The 20,249-nt window shown below is 34.0% G+C and carries 23 protein-coding genes and 1 pseudogene; 10 read left to right on the forward strand and 14 right to left on the reverse strand.

Annotated elements, in window-relative coordinates; all coding sequences use genetic code 11:
* Positions 1–235: 235 nt before the first annotated feature.
* The 6 genes from CD30_RS14625 (at position 236) to CD30_RS14650 (ending at position 4,074) form a co-directional block, all read left to right on the forward strand.
* Positions 236–568, forward strand: coding sequence for an ArsR/SmtB family transcription factor (locus CD30_RS14625; protein ID WP_036178337.1), 333 nt, complete (start codon positions 236–238; stop codon positions 566–568).
* Between the two features lie 77 nt (positions 569–645).
* A complete protein-coding gene (gene arsD / locus CD30_RS14630) occupies positions 646–996 on the forward strand; it encodes an arsenite efflux transporter metallochaperone ArsD (RefSeq protein ID WP_036178338.1) in 351 nt (116 codons plus the stop codon).
* Between the two features lie 16 nt (positions 997–1,012).
* Positions 1,013–2,782, forward strand: coding sequence for an arsenical pump-driving ATPase (gene arsA / locus CD30_RS14635; protein WP_036178340.1), 1,770 nt, complete (start codon positions 1,013–1,015; stop codon positions 2,780–2,782).
* Positions 2,779–3,063: an iron-sulfur cluster assembly accessory protein gene (locus tag CD30_RS14640; protein ID WP_036178342.1), complete on the forward strand. Its 285-nt coding sequence runs from the start codon at positions 2,779–2,781 to the stop codon at positions 3,061–3,063. The genes arsA and CD30_RS14640 overlap by 4 nt, the downstream gene beginning before the upstream one ends.
* A gap of 12 nt (positions 3,064–3,075) precedes the next feature.
* Positions 3,076–3,876, forward strand: coding sequence for an arsenite methyltransferase (locus CD30_RS14645; protein WP_036178344.1), 801 nt, complete (start codon positions 3,076–3,078; stop codon positions 3,874–3,876).
* A gap of 3 nt (positions 3,877–3,879) precedes the next feature.
* Positions 3,880–4,074 carry a hypothetical protein gene (locus tag CD30_RS14650; protein WP_036178347.1) on the forward strand — a complete coding sequence of 65 codons (195 nt, stop codon included), beginning with the start codon at positions 3,880–3,882 and terminating at the stop codon, positions 4,072–4,074.
* Positions 4,075–4,335: 261 nt separating this feature from the next.
* Here the strand turns inward: CD30_RS14650 and CD30_RS14655 are convergent, their stop codons facing one another.
* From CD30_RS14655 to CD30_RS14695, 10 genes and pseudogenes are all read right to left on the reverse strand, one after another.
* Positions 4,336–4,836 (reverse strand): GNAT family N-acetyltransferase, encoded by a 501-nt coding sequence (locus CD30_RS14655; RefSeq protein WP_170933667.1) that lies wholly within the window; start codon positions 4,834–4,836, stop codon positions 4,336–4,338.
* 18 nt (positions 4,837–4,854) lie between these two features.
* Positions 4,855–5,283 carry a protein-tyrosine phosphatase family protein gene (locus CD30_RS14660; protein WP_036178350.1) on the reverse strand — a complete coding sequence of 143 codons (429 nt, stop codon included), beginning with the start codon at positions 5,281–5,283 and terminating at the stop codon, positions 4,855–4,857.
* A gap of 115 nt (positions 5,284–5,398) precedes the next feature.
* The gene (gene arsC / locus CD30_RS14665; RefSeq protein ID WP_036178352.1) at positions 5,399–5,821 is read right to left on the reverse strand and encodes an arsenate reductase (thioredoxin); all 423 of its coding nucleotides are present in this window, start codon (positions 5,819–5,821) and stop codon (positions 5,399–5,401) included.
* A gap of 38 nt (positions 5,822–5,859) precedes the next feature.
* Entirely contained in the window at positions 5,860–6,165 is a 306-nt protein-coding gene (locus CD30_RS20575) for a helix-turn-helix domain-containing protein (protein WP_408056792.1), read from the reverse strand.
* Positions 6,148–6,549: pseudogene (arsC, locus tag CD30_RS20580) on the reverse strand (arsenate reductase (thioredoxin)); the annotation flags it as partial. The gene CD30_RS20575 and the pseudogene arsC (CD30_RS20580), both read right to left, overlap by 18 nt.
* 13 nt (positions 6,550–6,562) lie before the next feature.
* On the reverse strand, positions 6,563–7,858 hold the full coding sequence (locus CD30_RS14675; RefSeq protein WP_036178354.1) for an arsenic transporter: 1,296 nt from the start codon (positions 7,856–7,858) through the stop codon (positions 6,563–6,565).
* Between the two features lie 14 nt (positions 7,859–7,872).
* Positions 7,873–8,202: an ArsR/SmtB family transcription factor gene (locus CD30_RS14680; RefSeq protein ID WP_408056793.1), complete on the reverse strand. Its 330-nt coding sequence runs from the start codon at positions 8,200–8,202 to the stop codon at positions 7,873–7,875.
* Between the two features lie 426 nt (positions 8,203–8,628).
* Positions 8,629–9,405, reverse strand: coding sequence for an HNH endonuclease signature motif containing protein (locus CD30_RS14685; RefSeq protein ID WP_052126241.1), 777 nt, complete (start codon positions 9,403–9,405; stop codon positions 8,629–8,631).
* 259 nt (positions 9,406–9,664) lie between these two features.
* Complete coding sequence (gene ltrA, locus CD30_RS14690; protein ID WP_036178356.1) at positions 9,665–10,909, reverse strand: group II intron reverse transcriptase/maturase; 1,245 nt, start codon at positions 10,907–10,909, stop codon at positions 9,665–9,667.
* A 515-nt stretch (positions 10,910–11,424) separates the two neighbouring features.
* Positions 11,425–12,261: a reverse transcriptase domain-containing protein gene (locus CD30_RS14695; RefSeq protein ID WP_328286143.1), complete on the reverse strand. Its 837-nt coding sequence runs from the start codon at positions 12,259–12,261 to the stop codon at positions 11,425–11,427.
* A 1,052-nt stretch (positions 12,262–13,313) separates the two neighbouring features.
* Here CD30_RS14695 and CD30_RS14700 point away from each other — a divergent pair.
* Together CD30_RS14700 and CD30_RS14705 are read left to right on the forward strand one after the other, a co-directional pair.
* Positions 13,314–13,715, forward strand: coding sequence for a hypothetical protein (locus CD30_RS14700; protein WP_036178358.1), 402 nt, complete (start codon positions 13,314–13,316; stop codon positions 13,713–13,715).
* Positions 13,716–14,516 carry a hypothetical protein gene (locus CD30_RS14705; protein ID WP_052126242.1) on the forward strand — a complete coding sequence of 267 codons (801 nt, stop codon included), beginning with the start codon at positions 13,716–13,718 and terminating at the stop codon, positions 14,514–14,516.
* Positions 14,517–15,063: 547 nt separating this feature from the next.
* Here the strand turns inward: CD30_RS14705 and CD30_RS14710 are convergent.
* Positions 15,064–16,209: a copper resistance D family protein gene (locus CD30_RS14710; RefSeq protein ID WP_036178360.1), complete on the reverse strand. Its 1,146-nt coding sequence runs from the start codon at positions 16,207–16,209 to the stop codon at positions 15,064–15,066.
* A 17-nt stretch (positions 16,210–16,226) separates the two neighbouring features.
* Positions 16,227–16,841, reverse strand: coding sequence for a copper resistance CopC family protein (locus CD30_RS19620; RefSeq protein WP_052126243.1), 615 nt, complete (start codon positions 16,839–16,841; stop codon positions 16,227–16,229).
* A gap of 369 nt (positions 16,842–17,210) precedes the next feature.
* Between CD30_RS19620 and CD30_RS14720 the strand changes: the two genes are divergently transcribed.
* Positions 17,211–18,557, forward strand: coding sequence for a hypothetical protein (locus tag CD30_RS14720; protein ID WP_036178363.1), 1,347 nt, complete (start codon positions 17,211–17,213; stop codon positions 18,555–18,557).
* 114 nt (positions 18,558–18,671) lie between these two features.
* Here the strand turns inward: CD30_RS14720 and CD30_RS14725 are convergent, their stop codons facing one another.
* Entirely contained in the window at positions 18,672–18,881 is a 210-nt protein-coding gene (locus CD30_RS14725) for a hypothetical protein (RefSeq protein WP_036178365.1), read from the reverse strand.
* 396 nt (positions 18,882–19,277) lie between these two features.
* Between CD30_RS14725 and CD30_RS14730 the strand changes: the two genes are divergently transcribed.
* On the forward strand, positions 19,278–19,472 hold the full coding sequence (locus tag CD30_RS14730) for a DUF7695 domain-containing protein (protein WP_036178367.1): 195 nt from the start codon (positions 19,278–19,280) through the stop codon (positions 19,470–19,472).
* Positions 19,473–19,793: 321 nt separating this feature from the next.
* On the opposite strand, the gene CD30_RS14735 is transcribed toward CD30_RS14730, so the two are convergent.
* Positions 19,794–20,162, reverse strand: a complete 369-nt coding sequence (locus tag CD30_RS14735) for an ArsR/SmtB family transcription factor (protein WP_036178369.1) — start codon at positions 20,160–20,162, stop codon at positions 19,794–19,796.
* Between the last annotated feature and the right edge of the window lie 87 nt (positions 20,163–20,249).

Here is a 20,249-nt window from a genome sequence, read left to right on the forward strand (position 1 = left end):
TCTAATTTTTTGTGATTTTCAATTTTTCATAGAAGTTTTGACACTACCTAACCTTCCAATGTCATGTTCTTTCATAGTAGATTTTGAGGTAGCTAACATCAAAAATGCAGAAATATTATTGCACTTTATATTTTTATAAGTGTATAATATAAGTATATAATTATATATTTAGAAATGTATTTCTCTTTTTATTTACTTCGTATATAAGCAAATACTTATTCAAGGAGGTTTCATCATGGATAAATTACTACTAGAAAAGCAGTTAAAAGCTGTTGCCGATTTAAACCGTATTAAGCTTCTTGCGTGCATGAAAAAGGGGGAAGTTTGTGTCTGTGACTTTGTTGATGTCCTTAAGATATCTCAACCAGCAGTTAGTCAACATCTTCGCAAATTAAAAGAAGCTGGCATTATTACAGAACGGAAAGTTGGAACATGGAAGCATTATCGACTAGTGGAAGAACAATCGCCTGTTATGAATGGAATTTTAGAACAGATCGAACCGATGTCTGTTTGTAACTGTGATACTGGTTGTTGTACGCATATCGAAGTTCAAGTAAGCAACGGCTAAGTTAAGGATTAATTTCATCTGCATATCAACCAGAATTGAAAAGTTTCAAATTACTGAAAATAAGGAGCTGTTATACTTTGAAAAAAATCGAAATTTACGAACCGGCAATGTGCTGTTCTACTGGCGTATGTGGACCATCAATCGACCCTGAACTATTACGAATGTCTTTTGTAATGAATAATTTAAAGAAGGTAAATATAGACGCTGAACGATTCAACTTAACGTCAGAACCATCAATGTTTGTGGAAAATGAAACAGTTAATTCTTTACTAGCGAAAGAAGGGTTAGAAGCTTTACCCGCTACTTTTATAGATGGTGAATTAATTTGTAAAGGTGCTTACCCTACGAATTCACAGTTTTCTAAATGGACTGGGCTTACTGAAGAAGAATTACTACAAAAACCAAAAGTACGCATTTCATTAAAATAAAAGGAGATGCATCAACATGGAACGCTTTACTATAGAACATTTCCCTAAAACCCCTTTTCTTTTCTTTACTGGTAAAGGTGGCGTTGGAAAAACATCTGTCGCAAGCAGTCTGTCTATTTCAATGGCGAACGAAGGGAAAAAAGTATTGTTAATTAGTACAGATCCAGCGTCTAATTTACAAGATATTTTCAACCAAACCCTCTATAATACACCGACAAAAATTGAAGGTGCAGAAAATCTATATGCACTCAATTTAGATCCTGAACTTGCAGCTCAAAAATATAAAGAACAAATGGTAGGTCCTTATCGTGGGAAATTACCTGAAGTTGTTCTTCAAAATATGGAAGAACAATTATCAGGTGCATGTACAGTTGAAATCGCTGCATTTAATGAGTTTGCACAACTTTTAACGAATCCTACATTGATTGAGCAATTTGATACCATTGTATTTGATACAGCACCAACCGGACATACGCTTCGTTTGTTACAACTCCCTTCCGCATGGTCTACATTTTTAGATGAAAATACAACAGGAACGTCTTGTTTAGGACCATTAAAAGGATTGGAACCACAACGTGAAATGTATAAAAAAGCTGTTTCACAACTAACGAATGCAGCTCAAACAGCATTAATACTTGTTACACGTCCAGAAACAAATCCGCTAAAAGAAGCTGCACGTGCATCCCACGAGCTATATGATATAGGAATTCAAAACCAAATCGTCTTAATTAACGGATACATGCAAAATTTAAATCAAAATGACGACATCGAACAAGCATTTATTAATCGACAAAGTAAAGCATTAGAGGAAATGCCAGAACAATTGCAATCATTTGAGCATTATTACTTACCGTTTGTACCGTATTCTTTATCCAGTATTGAACTTATGCAAGCTTGGATAACAGATGAAGAAGTATTACACGAAATTGCATCGGTAGAAGATACGTCGATTCCTAAAATTGAGCAAATGATTATGGATTATTTACAACGCAAACCCAAACTTATTTTCACAATGGGTAAAGGTGGCGTCGGAAAAACAACCGTTGCTTCATACATTGCCCTTCGACTAGCTGAAGAAGGCCTAAGCGTTCATCTAACAACGACAGACCCTGCAGCTCATCTTAATTGGACGTTTGGTGATGAAACAGTAGAAAATTTAACCGTTAGTCGAATTGATCCAAAAGTAGAAGTGTCGAATTATGAAGCAGAGGTACTCGCAAAAGCAAGTGAAACGATGAATGAAGAAGGATTAGCATTTGTAAAAGAAGACTTGGCATCCCCTTGTACAGAGGAAATCGCCGTATTCCGAGCGTTTGCTAATGTTGTAGAAGACCATCAGGATGAAATCATTATAATTGATACAGCACCTACTGGTCATACACTTTTATTACTCGATGCAACTGAAAGCTATCACCGTGAAATTAGTCGCTCACAAGGTGATATTCCAGCTTCAGTTTCAAATCTATTACCGCGTTTACGTGATGCAAATTATACAAGTGTTGCGATTACAACATTGTCAGAAGCAACACCAGTTTATGAAGCAACACGTTTACAAGAAGATTTAAAACGAGCTGGTCTATCTGTCGATTGGTGGATTGTGAATCAAAGCTTTACAACCGTTAGTACAACTAGCAAGATACTTAAACAAAAACAACAGTCTGAATCGAAATGGCTTCAAGAAATACAATTAATTAGTAAGGATCGTTATGTAACAATTCCGTGGGTAAAAACTGCACCTTTAGGAATTAAAGGATTACATCAACTTAAAGGAGAGTTAATTAAATGAAAATCAGTCCAGAAGGTAAAAATTATTTAGTTCAAGTTTTAGCGGATTCAGAGGTGAAAACACTTCGTTTCTACGGTATTGCAGGTTGCTGTGGTGTTAATCTAGGAGTTGACCTAAAAGCTGCAGAAGAAAATGATACAGTTGAAACAATTGAAGAAATCGAAGTTGCTATCGACCCAAGTATTGCTCCTCAGTTAACCGATGTCACAATCCATGCAGAAGAAGAAAACGGTGAGATTGGTTTAGTATTAATTGGTTATAATCCAACTTCTTGTTGTTAAGGAGGAACTAAAATGAAACGTGAAGATGATATTCGACAAGCTGTTCGTGACAATTATACAAAAGTAGCTATTAAATTAAATAGCTCTAATAATTGTTGCGCCCCGAACTGTTGTGATCCAAGTGAAAATCAATCAATAACAATTGATGAACTATCACAAAAAATGGGTTATACAGCTGAAGAACTGGCTTCAATTCCTGACGGTGCAAATATGGGGCTTAGCTGTGGTAATCCACAAGCTATTGCTGACTTAAAGAAAGGCGAAATAGTTGTAGATTTGGGTTCTGGTGGAGGCTTTGATTGCTTCCTTGCTTCACCTAAAGTTGGTCCAACCGGCAAAGTTATCGGTATTGATATGACACCCGAAATGATTAGTAAAGCACGTCGTAATGCTGAAAAGCCTGGTTTTAATAACGTGGAATTTCGTTTAGGAGAAATTGAACATATGCCAATTGTTGATTCGTCAGTCGATGTCATTATTTCAAATTGTGTTATTAACTTATCACCGAATAAACCACAGGTATTTAAGGAAGCATATCGTATTTTAAAATCAGGTGGCCGAGTAGCTATCTCAGATGTAATCTTAACTACTGAATTACCTGAAAGCTACCTAAACGATATGAACTTATATTCTGGTTGTATTTCAGGTGCAATTTCAATCAAAACATATGAAGAATACTTAAAAGATGCAGGATTCATAGATATTCAAATTATTCCAAAAGATGAATCAAAAGAGTTTATTCGTGAATGGCAACCTAACTACGATTTAGAAAACTATATCGTATCTGCTATCATCCAAGCAAAGAAGGCATAAATTATGACTGTTAATCATTCCAGTACATTAACAATTGAGTATTTCCAGTCCTATATTCAATTAGTGATGAATAGTAGAGAACTTTCGCTTGAAGAAGCAACACAATTTATAGATCAATTCTTCTTTAGTGGTGACCTTTTAGTATACGGTACAGAGACAAAAAATAATTTTGAATTAGCGATTAATAGCTTTAAATAATAATTCAGTATCTAGCATTTAATTATTTCAGCAGTATGTTAACTATTCTTTTTGAATCATTACTCAAGCAAGGAGAAACTGAATAGATACTAATATTTATATATATTTGTAAAGTTTTGATGACTCTCTAATGGGCCATTTAATGGAATAACAGTAAATAAAATAGGCATGTAAAAAAACACCCCGCTGAATCGTATTAGATTGACTATACGATTCAGGGGGTTTTTCTTTTTAGAAGACATATGAAAAGTTAAAGTGTTTTTAACTCACACCAACCACTTTACTTCTTCTCTCTAAAAATATATTGTCCCGCCAGACCCCATCTCTTTTACCGATTTTTTCCCGAATACCTACAACTTTAAATCCATTTTTCTTATGTAAATGGATGCTTGCTTCATTTTCTAAAAAGATTTTTGCTTCTAAAGTCCAAAAGCCTTGTTCTTCTGATTTGTTGATTAAAGTTTGAAGAAGTAAGTTTCCGATTCCCTTACCCTTAGCATTTGGATGAATATATATACTAATTTCTCCTACACCGGAGTATACTTTTCTTAATGAAACTGGAGTAAGCTTACACCACCCTAAAATTGTTGATTCTTCATGTACGACTAATGAACATTCTAGATTCGCATTACTAATCCAATGTTCAAATGTAGAAGGAGCTTGTGTTTCAAAGGTTGCAATTCTCGTTGCAATACCTGCCTCGTAAATAAATTTAACCTGTTCCCAATCCTCATTTGTAACTTTTCTAATACTGATTGTCATTGTTACTAACCTCCAAATTTATGCATTAGGGAAGATTCGTTTTAATGCTTCTTTCATTTGTGGTTTTACTTTAATTTTAGGTCTAGCAGTCATGGCAATTTCTTCTGCTTCTTCAATTGTATCAGCCTTACCTAAAGTTAATAATGTACCAATTGCCACAGTTCCTGTGCGGTTACTTCCTCCTTGACAGTGGAAGTAAACATTCTTACCTTCATTATAAGCATTTACAACGTTCGTAATAGATTCTTTGATAGATTCATCTTGTTGATCTGCATCATCTACAATAGGACTGTGAATACGATTGTATTTTGTTTCTTCTTGTGGTGCTTCTGCTCTTAAATCGAAAATAGTATCTATTTTTTCATTTTCCATCACATCATTAATATCATCTGCCCCACCGATGAAAATTCGGCCATTTAATAATACATGATAATTTCTATTGGTCATTTTTTTAATCTCCAGTCTCATATTATTAGTGTTTATACTACCAATATAGATAAGCAATTGCTTATCTATATTTTAAAAGAAAACCAAGAGAAGAACTCTCTTGGCATTTAAATTATTATTCGCCTGTTTCAGCAAATCTTTTTATTCTTTCACCAACTTCATCACGAACACGCTGGAATACTGACCATTTTTCTTCATCTGTTCCTTGTGCTTTAGCTGGATCATCAAATCCCCAATGTTCACGTTTTACAGAAGGTGGTGTAACTGGGCATTTATCTGCTGCATCTCCACATAAGGTAACGACTAGATCCGCATTATTTAGAGTTTCAAAGTCAATAATATCCGACGTTTGATTCGAAATATCAATTCCAATTTCATTCATAGCTTTCACAGCATTAGGATTCAATCCATGTGCTTCAATTCCAGCACTTTTTACCTCCCATTCATCTGAAGGTAATACTTTCTTTGCCCAACCTTCTGCCATTTGGCTTCGACAAGAGTTTCCTGTACATAAGAAGTATAATGTTTTTTTCGCCATGTTGTAATTTCTCCTTTTATATCTTTCGACTTTAATAGTTACTTTAGTATGTCGCTATGTTCAACGTAATATAAATCGTCTAATAAGTCTTCATACTCAACCCCACAAGCCCAGGCTAAACGATGAATGAAGAACTTAGATGGTTCTGTTAAATTATTTTCTGTTTTAGAAAGATAGTCATCATTTATATTTAGTTTTTTTTCTAAATCTTGAATACTTAATCCTTTTTGTTCACGAAGTTTTTGAATGCGTGCTCCGAAATCATCTTTTCGTTTAAGGTAATTCAGTTTTGTATTATTAGCATCAAATGCAACTCCTGTGTCCCCTTGAATAAACTTTATAATAGTCGCTTCAATTTCATCTCTTATACGTCTAAATTCATCAAGTACTTCTTCCTCGGTTCCACGTGCCTTTGCAGGATCATCAAATGACCAATGATAATGGCCTGCTCTTGGTAGGATAGCCGGACAACCCTCTTTTGCATCTTTACATAGGGTAACAACAAAATCGACTTGAGTAATTAATTTCGCACTCACTACGTCTGATGTTTGATTAGAAATATCAATACCTTTTTCTTTCATGACTTCAACTGCTAATGGATGTAATCCTCTTGGTTCAATTCCAGCGCTATAAACATCATACCCGCTTCCTAAATATTTCTTTGCAAATCCTTCTGCCATTTGGCTTCTACAAGAGTTTCCTGTACATAAAAAATAAATTGATGCCATGTGTAATCTCTCCTTAGAAAATTAGTAGTGTTATAAACAAGCCGAATAACGTGATAAATAGGATTGGTATTGTTAGCACAATACCCGTTTTAAAATAAGTACCCCAAGAGATTTTGACACCTTTTTGAGATAGAACATGTAGCCATACTAATGTTGCGAGTGAACCAATTGGTGTTATTTTGGGACCTAAATTAGAGCCGATAACATTTGCATATATAAGAGCTTCTCTTACAATTCCAGTAGTATTCGTTTCAGCAATAGCTAATGCGTCAATCATTACAGTTGGCATATTGTTCATAACAGAAGACAAGATTGCAGCGATAAAGCCCATTGCCATCGTTGCGACAAATAAACCTTGATTAGCAAATGTTTCAATCAAACTAGCTAACGAATCCGTGAGCCATGCATTTCCTAAACCATATACAACCACATACATTCCAATTGAGAAAAACACGATATTCCACGGTGCGCCTTTAATTACGGCTTTTGTATTTACAACACTACTTCTTCTAGCCATTAGTAAAAAGAAGATAGCGATAATTCCAGCAACAATAGATACTGGAGTGTTAATAAACTCACTCATGAAATAACCGATTAGTAATAACCCGAGAACATACCACGAAAGGTGGAACATTTTTAAATCCTTAATAGCTTCGTGCGGTTTTCTTAACTTAGATAAATCGTACTCTTTCGGAATACTTTTTCTAAAATAAATTAATAAAACTGTAATTGTTGCAATCAATGAAAATATGTTTGGAATAATCATCCTTGAAGCATATTCGACAAACCCAATGTTAAAGAAATCCGCAGATACAATATTCACCAAGTTACTGACAACGAATGGTAACGAAGTAGTATCCGCTATAAACCCACTTGCCATGATAAACGGAAAAATCATTGCTTCTTTAAAATTTAAATTTCGAACCATCGCTAATACAATCGGCGTTAAAATCAATGCTGCTCCATCATTTGCAAATAATGCTGCGACAATTGCTCCTAAAATACTTACATAGACGAACATTTTAATGCCATTACCTTTTGCAGCTCTTGCCATGTGTAATGCTGCCCATTCAAATAAACCAATTTCATCTAAAATTAGTGAAATCAGAATAATTGCTACAAAAGATAAAGTTGCGTTCCATGTAATTCCAATTACTTCAGAAACATCATTAAAGTCAACAACACCAACTATTAAAGCTAGAATTGCGCCTCCACAAGCAGTCCATCCGATGTTCAACCCTTTTGGCTGCCAGATGACAATAATAAGTGTTACTAAAAAAATGACTGTTGCTAAAATAGCAGTTACCACTAAATTCCCTCTCCTTACTCACATGAGATGCGTAAACCATGTTCTTCTAGTTCTTGTAGATAATAGTCTTGGTTAGGGAGATGCTTTAATAAACTACGAATTAAAGGGTAGAAATTAGAATCTCTATTCAACGAATAAACAATCCATTGTCCTTTTCTTGCTTCAATAACTAAACCAGCATCTTTCAATTTACGAATATGTTGACTAATTGCTGGTTGACTAACTTTAAAAACCTCTACAAATTCACATACACAATAGTCATTCGTTTCCAACATTTTAATCATTGTTAATCTTGTTTTATCGCCTAATAGCTTCAAAATCAACGCTGTTTCATCTATTTCCATTATCGAAGTTTGCAACATAAGCACCTCCCTAAGAAATTTAAATATTAGTATATAAATATTTGCTTATATAATAATGCACTTATATATATAATGCAATTGTTTTCATGTAAATTTTTTATTAAGAAAAAACATTTGAAGCTTTTGAAGTAAGCTGCCCTGATAGTTTAAATACATTCTTTTACAATCACACCTAAATTTTAACGTGAATTTCCATATTTCTTTGAAGGTGTTGTTCAACAATATGGACCTATACATGAGAAAAAGCACAATTCTTGTTGCAGAATTGTTGGCAATAGGTAAGCGTTTGATATTATCTCCAGCTTTTCCCCTGCTCCACACGGAACGTGATAGTTTCCCATCATTCCGCGTTCCATCTAGCGATGGCTTTGTTAATTATAAGTTTCAAGTTACTCTAAGTGATTTGGGTTATTCAATTCGTTCTAGCTCACATTTCTTCCGATATTTATTGATTTTCTCAACCATCGGTTGTGATATTTCCAAATTCTTTATTAGTGTGTTTATCTTAGTTTTGTCAGTCATATGGATTAACTTATGAACATCTTTATGGAGGATGCGTAGGTTATTAAACTTGTCATTTCCACCTAGATACAGAGGAATATAGTGGTGACAGTGTACATCTTGAGCTTGAAGGAATATACCTGTAATTTCACAGTTTCCTTTTTTCATACTGTATCGACTAATCCTATTGTCCATATATTCAACACTGCGTGTCAGAATCGTCGATTCCATCAGTAAGGCTATTTCTTGCTTGATATTTTTGTGTAGATTTTTATAAATCTGCCCTCGACCTTCAACCGTGAATGGTGTTAGACTTTGCGTAAAGCAAATGGTATTTTTCGTCTGAACATTCGCTAGTGGATAAAGATAAATACCAGCAATTTTAAATGTCTTACATCCCAAACTATAAAATTTTTTATAGGATGGGGGTGGATTCGTTGGATGTGCATACTTCCCGATTGACCTAAGACGATTGTACATCATTGCACTGATTTCATAGGCAAGACGTGAGAACGCTAAGTTGACGTGTGTCGCTCTATTAAAGTAATTATGTAACCCTAAGACAAAGCTATTGAAACGCATAGCGTTTTGAATGGTTGGTGAAGAACGAAGTTCTTTCACTCGTTCCTTCGCTTCAGCTTTTATTTTCTGTATCTTTTCGGCACGAACAAAAGTGTGAGCCACTCGCTTTTTACCTTTTCTATTTGCGCGAATGGTAAATCCAAGAAAAGCTGATTCATTTTTACGTAGGTTAATAATCTTCGATTTTTCTGGTGAGATATCGAGTTTTAACCGTTCTTTCAGAAATAGCTTTACAGCATGAAACCACCTTTCGGCGGTTTTTGCATCTCGACAGAGAATTTTAAGGTAAGTAGACCACTGGAACCTCCCCAGTAGCCCCTCTCAGAACCGGACGTGAACCTCTCGACTCATCCGGCTCCCATTATTCAGCCGTAGGCTTGATACCTATCTCCCAATGTTTAAAGAGCTTGGGAGATTGCTTTGCTATTCTACCTAGAAAATTTTCTGCTCTCTTTTTATGACGGGCAAACCTCTTATATTTCCTTCTTGCCCACATGACTAAGACTTTGTTAATATGCCTTAAAGTTGAGTACATCTCCGATTTGTAGAATTTGCCATAGTAGTTAATCCAGCCTCTAATTGCCGAGTTGAACATCATCGATAGGTCTATGAGTTCCTTTTCTGCTTTTAATTGCAGTTTCCAATCTCTCACCTTCTGCCGAATTGATTTCTTTGACTTATTACTGATTGCAGGAGTGAAATTCACAAAATGCTTTCCCCATCTATTCTTTGATAATCTAGGTCTAAACGTATACCCTAGAAAATCGAACGAAGTGTTTTCATGTTCCTCTTTTCTATCTGCATCCTTGCAATATACAATTCTCGTTTTAATTGGATGCAACTCGAGTTTACACTCATTCATTCTCTTATTTAAGGATTCGAGCAATTTCTTTGCTTCATCTTCTGTCTTACAGTGGATGACTGCATCATCTGCATATCTTGCAAATGGATTGTTTGAGTGATAGATTGACATCCATTTATCGAACGCATAGTGTAGGAATAAGTTAGCTAGAACTGGACTTATTACCCCACCTTGCGGTGTACCTGATGTGCGTTCTATCATTCCTTCTTTTGTCTGGAAAGGTGTCTTTAACCATCTTTTGATATACAGTTTTACCCATCTGTTTTCTGTATGCTTTTCCACTGCTCTCATTAACAATTCATGATCAATATTATCGAACAATCCTTTAATATCAAATTCTAAAACCCAGTTATATTTCCAGCACCTTTTGCGTGTAATTTCTATTGCTTGAATTGCATCTTTCCCTGGTCTATATCCATAGGAATCTTCATGAAAGAACGGTTCAACCGTAGGTTCGAAATATAATTTCGCTGTCATTTGTGCAATTCTGTCAGCAACTGTCGGAATTCCTAGCGTTCTGGTACCTCCAGCTTTCTTCGGTATGTCTACCGCTTTTACTGCTGGTGGAAAATAACTCCCTGATGACATTCTGTTCCATAATTTATACAGGTTGTCTTTAAGATTCAATTCGAATTCTTCTATTGACACATCATCAATTCCAGCTGACCCTCTGTTTGCCTTAACTCTTAAGAAGGCTTCATATACTATGTTTTTAGATATCTTATATGGCTTTGTTTTCCTCATAAGTTCCTCCCAGCTTTATGGTTGACTTATTTGTAAAACTGAATAATATAACCCCTTCGCTCCATCTCCGTTAGGAGATTTCATCACTACTACGAGTTATTCCGCCCCTATACATGGCATTGGTACTCTGATTCTCGTGGGGCTTCCACTTGAAATCTCTCCCTTAACATCCATGTCGGAGGTTCCCACGTTCCACACAGAAGCCTGTATTAAGTTCACGCCGCCTTTATACCGGTCACCGAACGGACAGTAAACAGGTTTCCTCCGAACTTATCCCGAGTTAACGACTCCCCCTCGGTTTTGATGACATCTATACGCTTTCGATACTTCCTCAGCGGTTCAATGGTTTTCGTCTCCTTAATACGTACCTGACAGAATCTCGTTCTGCCTTTTCCCTAACGCTCAATACCATAGCTTTTGACTATAGCACCTTAGGGTGGTTTGCAATCTCTACCTGTATAGCGATTGCGAGAGGCCTACTCTCATCTTTTGTGCAGCATAGCTCCCTTGTGTGCTTACGCACAATTTGGTTGCTTTCGTGGCACACAGTCATCAGCATAACGGACTAGATATCCTTCCTTCAATTGGGTTCGCTTTTTGGCAAGGAGTTGACCCTCTCTTGTCTTAAATGGTTTATGTAGAGGAAACCATTCCCATTGTTTAGATACCCATTGATCTAATTCATTTAAAACAATATTTGATAATAGTGGTGAAAGTAACCCACCTTGTGGAGAGCCTTTTGTCGGTATACCTTCTCCATCAATCTCGGATTTTAACATTTTGGCTATACATGCAAGGACTTGCCTGTCTCTAACACCTAAATTCCAAAGTTGTTTAATCAGTAAGGTATGATTGATATTGTCAAAAAAGCCTTTAATATCAATGTCTACAACGTAGTGGAGTTGTGACTGGTTGACTAGGTATTGGATTCTAGCCATAGCATGATGAGTAGACCTTAACGGTCTAAATCCATAACTATGATTGAAGAAATGAGCTTCCGCTATTGGTTCTAAAACTTGTTTGAAGCACTGTTGAATAATTCTATCGAGGATACATGGAATGCCAAGTGGTCTCATTTTGCCATTATCTTTTTCTATTAACTTCCGTCTTACTTTCTTCGGGCGATAATTCTTGAGCTGTTTTTGTATTTCTTCTATTAAATTGTTCTCAGTATATTTCTCAATATCTAAAATGGTTTTCCCGTCTGTACCTGGGGTTTTTGAGCCTTTATTTGATTTGATTATGCGATACGCCAGTAAAATATTATTCCTCGACGTGATAATGTCGTATAAGCAATGGAATGTTTCTTTATTTTTAGCTCGCTTATGTAAATCTGTAAAGGTTTCGGTCATACCATAATAATCCCAATATCGTAGAGCTTGCACTGTGGCATCATTCCTTCATGAAGTGATGTTCCCACATTCTTACCCGACCGGTGCAATACACCTTTGAAAAATAATTATTAACTACCACTAGACTTGGGGCTGTTCCTCCGCCTTCATTACAAAGGCTTCGTCAGTCGTACCCCTACCCTCACAAGGATAAATACATTTCGATTAAAATCTTATAGCAAACGTTTCAGGTGACAGCCTTCATTACAACGTTCCTTGCTTTCCAAGTACCTTACAACGTAGCTATCCATTCTTAACGTAGGTGCTTCCTTTAAGCCTGTGAACTAGATACCGCCATCGTTCGGTATAGCGTATTTCAGAGGGCGCATTTTTACTCCACACCATTCACCCCATCGTAAGATGGTACATGCGTTTCCGCATGCTCAATCTATAGACCCTTACCTTCGGAAGTTTGTCAGTTCTTTTCTAATAGAACTATTCTCACCATATTAAGTTTTTCAGCCGTGCGGCATATCCGTTGGCATACCTTTTCCAGAGGAATGGCTGCAGCCTTCGTTCTGCCGAATCCACCTGTGCTTCACACCCTATGTCCTGTCAGACATAACGCATGCAGGAGTATTGACGGGATAGTTTCAGAAAACATGGTTTCTTCATTCCTATCCTCCGTTGTAAAGTTAAAAATTTGCCACGCAAACTTTCCTGTATTTCATGAAATAAATCACTTATAACAGAACTTGTCGCGCGCGCCCGATTGTGGAAGATCAGATAATGAATCCTGCTTTTTGTTTGTTAAACTAAAGCAACCTTATGTTGAATAACTATTCGTAGTGTTTGTTGGAACAAATTCGTTGAGGTCTCAACAGTGTGAAAAGTGTTCTAAAACTTTAGATCAAGTGGACATTATTAGGATTGTAAATGAACATCCAAGGTTTTCTCAAAAGATATAGGGGATTTGTTTATTTCTACAGACTATCGATATAAACAGATTAAAAAATTTCAAATTTTTTCTATACCCTTTTATGGTAATATTTGTATAGAAGGGGGTAGTCGGAATGGAAATTATTTTGAGGAAATTAGCTGATATTGATGGTTGTGTAACATTACAATGTAAGCATTGTGAGGATAAATTTAAGGTCAATGTACAAGAGTTTGAAGATTTTCAGGGAGAATTTATGTTTTGCGCCTCTTGTGGATTATCTTCTAACCCACAAGATTTAATTTTTACTGAAGATTTTCAAAAAAATGCACAGATTGAACTGGAAAACTTCGCATTAAAGGAACTTCAAAAAATGTTTGGCGAGAAGAATGTTAAAGGGAAATTAAAAACACCTAAAGATTTATATGAAGTAAACGATATGAATTTAATATTAAAAAACTGTTGTAATCGTCAAGTGAAAATTAATAACTCGGCTAATTTTGCCAGTACATACTGCCCGTATTGTGGAGGGATATAGTTGGAGAAAATTACAGCAAATGATTTTAGAATTGTATCATTTAAATTTCGTGGAATTTCATCGGAGTTATTAAGATCAAGTGGTGAAGATGATGCGAGCAGAAACTTAAATAGGTTTTTAGATTACATTCGGGAGACACAGATTATTTATGATTTTATAGAAAAGAACAATCAAACCCAATACGACATACAAGAAAGTATTAAAGAAATTAGCAGTACTCGTCATTTTAAAATTCCATACAAAGACCAAGAACAGATAGCATTTATATACCAACTGTTAGATTATATTGATAAATACTATAGGCACTGGACAGGTTTTGCTCTGTGGTATGGGACAAGTGGTGGGGGTAAAATAAGCGGAATTATTCAGGGATTTAATAATAAAGTAACAAGATTGTTAGTAAACCATATTTCAACTTACTTAGAGGAGATGGCAATAATGATGGGCGTTAATGATAATCCAAAAACTCCAGTATTAATTCAGGGTAATGTAGGTCAATTCAATTATGCGCATGGTAATATAGAAGCTGTTCAAAATAATAATTCCCAATCAAATGATGTGTTAGATTTAACAAAAGAATTAATAAAGATATTGAAAGAGACAGATAATGTTGATGGGGAGATTAGAGATGAAGCAATAGACAACCTAGAAGATTTAGCTGAAGAGGTTGAATCAAATGATAAGCCTAAAGAAAAAACAATACGACGTATAACAAAAACTTTACGTGACTTAAATGAACTAGCACAAGAAGGTAGTTCATTGGCTTTAAAAGTCGCAGGACTAGCTGCTCTAATAATTTAAAACATTAGATTAAAACAAACAATACTGCGGAATTCAAGGTTTTATTTAATAAATCAATCACCAGCCTGTCACTTCACACCCTTTTTTGTTTTTCTAAATAGGAGTCACCGTCAACATCCCGGAAAGTCGAATTCCTGTACTCTAAGGAATCGACTTTTTTAATTTTACTTTTTAAAGCACTTGTTATGCATCAGTAAAATAGTCAGCTTAACCTAACCTGCTTCGTTAGTTTAAGTTTAATCCTTCATAATCTCAATTGCATTATATATAAATATTTATTACTGTATCAACAAACTGGCCCTTTAATGTAGGAACATATTGAAGTTTTACAACATCAGAAGAACATAAAAAGAAAAAATCCTGTTTAAATTTGTACAGGATTTTAATCAAACTTTATTGTCAAATTTACGGACTATGTTTTAAAATATCAAACTTTACTTTAAAGATATAAATAGAACAGACAATCAATTAATAACCAAATAAAAAAAGAGGTCCAGTTCTATCAAAGAATTAGCACCCCTTTTTCCTATACGCTTTTCTAAACTCCCTATTGAACTCCAAACATTATTCCAAAATATATTGATACAACCATTAAAAGTGAAGAGAATGTAGAAACAAAAACCGATTTCCTGATGATAGCAGCAAAAATGGTTAGTATCATAAATAATATAGCTAAACCAAATAATAGGTAACTATCCATTCCGAAAGATATAATGACATTGAAGACTTCAAAATTTTCAGCATTTTGTATTGTGTTTACAATATCTCCACTATATAGCGTTTCAAAAAGAGGAGAAGCTCCTTCTGTGTTTATCAACAAATAGATCTGATGTGGTGGCCAAGACTGTCCCATAAATGCTGTTAGTCCAAACACAATTAGTGCATAAACACTTTCCAACCTTGCCCATTTTAAAGGATTAAATGATTCCTGATTATATCTTCTTCTAAACATTACTCCATTAATAAAAGCAAATAATACTAATGAGATAATAAATATGTGCTTTAAAACTAATGCTTGTCCGTAATTAACGATAAGACTATTTTGATATTCTTGGATAACTGAAGCATTTGGATCATCATAGGAATCAATATCAATTTCCATCGTAAAATAACCAGCTACTATAGTAATGATAAGACAAGTAATAGCGATAGGTGTAAACCATTTCAAAAAGTTTAACCAATTATTTTTATTTTTGGAGAACCAACTAATAACCAAAAGAATACCTATCCATACAGTAACCGCTAGGAAATGAAGCGTATGGAAAACGAATCCTTGCCATTCAGTAATTGTTGCTGCATGGCTTGACCTTCCATAACCTAAAAGCATTAATAAAGTTAGAAAAATAGCCCATATTGTAAGCTTTTTATTTGTTTCTAAATTTTTAGCCAGTAATACACAAATCAAAATTACGGATATGAAGGTAATAAACAACCATGCTTTTCCAATTTCAAATGTGAACACAACGCTTTTTATAAAGAGCCAGCGGTCCATATCACCTGCTAATATGTATGCCGTTTGAAAAACTGGAAGAAATGCTGCTATTGGTATTAATCCTGCAGCTAGACAAAGTACTTTTTTAGGGACATATATAGGTGGTTTTTTATTCTCGGGAACCATCAATAGAATCAAGGAACCTATAAGAACTGAGAAACTTATGTACAATATAAACTCAGTTAAAGAAATTAAGAGCATTCAGATTCACCTTCACCTTATTTTTTATTCTTACTAAACAACATCCAAGCTAATAATCCTAAACCTGCAATAATTAGCGTTATAATGATTATATTTACTATAGAAGACGAGTCATTTTCATTGGCTTGTCGGTTTTGCTTTTCTACGTCTTGATCTTCCAGTTCATCTTCTTTATATTCTACAGTTTGAGAGTTTTCTGAAGAAGTGATGTTTCGTTCATCTTCAGATTGTCCGGCGTTTTCCTTGCCCAGTGTAATTTCGGACTCCTTTATAGTAAAAGAATATTGATTTTCAATAAGATGACCGTCTGCTCCAACAACTTTCCAATTTACTTGATATGAACCCGGTTCAAGCGAGTCCTCGAATGTTGCTACAAGCATATTATCATTTATTTCATGAGACGAAGGGTTAATTACATCTCCAGTATCATTTACTAGGGTAAGAGTACTTCCATTTTCAATTCTAGTATTAAATGATAGCTCTATTCTGTTTATAGTTTCACTCAGTTGTTCACCATCTCCTGGTGTTGAATTTTCTAAGACAGAATGTGCATTAGCCGTACTAAATTGAGTAATACTAAATAATATTATTGCGATTAACGACAGTGATAAAGTTCTTCTAATTTTTATCATGAAATTTCCTCCTCATTAACTAGAAATGCCCCACACATGCAACTGAATCATATCACTAATTGATTGAGAAATTATTTTCTTAATCATAAATGTACCAGAAATGTAAAAATAACACTTAAGAAATCACTAAAAATGTTGACAAGAATTAATTACCTATAAATTTTATCCTACTCACCTCTTCAATAAAATCTATTATACTTAAAACCTATTATAGTAAATCTCATAAATCCCTAATATAAACACATTTCCATTTTATTACCTACAACTTGAAACATCTGTTCGCATTATGTATCATAACTATATATAGTATTTATTTGAATTTATATATACTATATTTTGTTACTTTATTAGAATCCTGGGAGGTAATAGATGTCTAAAGATTTGATTTCTAAAAAACTAAGGAATTTGTTATTGAATAGTGAAACAATAAAAAAGGGCACTTTTAATAAATTATATAACTATCTTCAGAAAAACGAATTAATAACCTTTGATGAAATTAAAGAATATCAGGATTTAAATGATTTAACTACGTATATAGACGACTTAATAAACGCATGTCGTTCAGAATGGAAACCGTCTGATACACAACCAGTACAAGATTTAGGATTATCTTATAAAGATCAGAAAATTGAATGTAATTTATGTGGTTATAAATATTTAAAGTTAAAAAATAAGATTGTAAATCAAATCAATGGTAAAGTACTTGTGGTAGGTTCTGAATGTGTTAAAGAATTCGGGGAAGAAGTCAAAGGATTGATTGAAAAAGTAAACCGAGACACTCGAAGAGCTGAAAGAAGAGTACTTCTAGAGAATCATATTCCAGGAATACGAGCTTTTGTGGAAACTACGAATCTAGTTAATAGCTTTGATATGATTATTCCTTTAAATTTATCCGTTAAGCTATCAGAAATTACTTCTGATATTAAAAATAATTATGAAGAATTTATCTCTGAGAAGTTTAACCATTTAGATTTAATTGAAGCCAAATGGGAAATTAAGGAGCATATAATTGAAGCCATTAAATCATTCGTTAATGAAAATAAACAAGAAAAATTCGCTGCATCATTTGCGATTAAAAATTGGATACTTAAAAATAATAGCTCTACGTTAACAAAGCAAATTAGAGAAGATAATGGATTTATTAAATGGAGAACAATTCATAAAATTTACGAAGAGAGATTTATGAGAAGTGTATTACAGCAACTAAATGTTTATCTTAAAAAAGAGAATATTCTTATCGAAAGTTTAAATCCATCTAATAGAATTGTAAAAATACGATTTTCGAAAAAGAACAAAATATTGCATGGTAATATCTCATATCAAGATTTTCTACTCAATATAGGTGGACTTCTTTATAACGAAACCGATATTAATGCAACTTTTAAAGATTTAATTGATATGGTTAAAATACCCCTTAGTGATTCTGGCAACCTAATAGTAAACTTTGTTTTAGGCAAATTACGTAATGTCAACACGAATCTAGTCTATCGTTCTGGGGATGAACTTATTTTAAAACACAAAGATGAATATATACGGATAAGTGCATTAAAACTTATAAATGACGTGAAATCTTTATACTTTGAAGATAATATCAGTAATGATTATTTTGTTAATTGGATTGCCACGCATAAAATTAAGATCATGTCTTTAAAAGAGTTCAAGAACTATAAACAGGCAAAAGAATTAGCTTCAGAGTTAAAAATAAAAAATCTATAACTGACTTTTTCGAGAAAACGGTAATAGCATTCGGGTGTGAATTTGTAGAAGACAAATATAAAGCCTAAGTGTCACAAGGTACCTATGGATAGTTGAAGGAGTTGAAGTGTTACATTATTTTTCCTTCCCAAACCATTTCTGCCATAACTCCTGAAACAGTGTATTCCATTTAATCATTACCGCATAGCCAAAAGCTAGAATAACGACTGTAGAAGGATAAATTGGTTGCCCAATAATTAGATTAGCAATTACTAAGTACGTTAAAGCAATAGGTAAGCAAATGCCTAAAATATTGACATAAAGCATTAGTTTGTAGTAATCCATTTTGATAGCCTCGATTTTCATTTTAATATTAAAAGAGAATTTATTTTGTATTAGTTTTAATAATCCTTCTTTTCAAAGGTTGCACAGGTAAACGGCTCTCCCATTCCTTCTTTTGGCCAATTTTAAATAGCCTTGCTCAGGAGGATTTTGTGAAGCTTAGTGGAATACCCTGTTCACGAAATCGGTAGTATATAATTGGTCGAAGTATTTACATTCTTTTACTATAAATATCTTTTATTATGTGTCGTTTCCAGTATGGATATACCATATAAATGAAAAAATTAGGATTTATGTTATATAAAACATAGACATACTTGTAAAGCAATAAAAGATGTAAGGAATATTCAATAAGTAGATTTATTTTTATTAAAGGCAAGAATTAAGTGGGGTATCATAATGAAAAAGAAACTCAAAAGTAACCGAATCCGTTGTAAACATTGTAATGATATTATCGAATCAAAGAGTACTTATGACTTTCAGATATGCAGATGTAAGGCCGTCGCGGTAGATGGTGGATTAGAGTATGGAAGACGAATTTATGTTTCAAATCCAGCAGAAGAGCATTATGAAGAGCTGTCAGAATATGAATGATATATTAAGAAGAATTGATATTCATTAAGGGAATATCAATTCTTCTTTGATTCTCCATCTGTTTAATATACCTCCAATTTCACCGTCTAGTGTTATAAGACAAAAAAGTCGGGAACTACGGAGGCTTCGATTATAAGAAGCTTAAGTAATTTTTTGAGTTAGTTTATTGCTTTTCAAATGAGTAAACAGTAACAATTCGGTACACGACTTTTTTGTATAGCAGAAAGAAATACGGTTCCCGACTTTTACTTTTACAAGCAATAAATTCATCCCTGAACACGATACGCTTTCATTTCTTCTTCAGATAATTTCACTTGTTTTTCAGACATTTGCTTTCACCTCTTTTTGATGTGCCAACGCAATTATGATCAATTGTTTGACATGTTCATCATCCAGTGAATAAAATGCTAACTTTCCTTCTTTTCGATACTTTACAATTCCTTGCTTATTTAAAGTTCTAAGATGATGAGAAGCCGTTGCAACAGAAGAACCAATAATATTGGCAACATCACACACACATAACTCATCATCTTGACATAAAGCATAGGAAATTTTTGCTCTATTTTCATCTGCAAGTGCTTTAAACAATTGCGTAACGCTACCTATATCCTCTTTTTCTAATTCTCCTTGTATTCGATTGACTTTTTCTTCGTCATAACAATAAATTTCACAAGTATCTTTCTTACTCATTAATATCACTCCTTTTCATTCAAATATTCATTTGAATATATTGTAACCCTTTTTTATCGTTATTCAAACATTAATTTGAATGAAATC

It is taken from the genome of Ureibacillus massiliensis 4400831 = CIP 108448 = CCUG 49529 (assembly GCF_000772965.1).
Taxonomy (GTDB): domain Bacteria; phylum Bacillota; class Bacilli; order Bacillales_A; family Planococcaceae; genus Ureibacillus; species Ureibacillus massiliensis.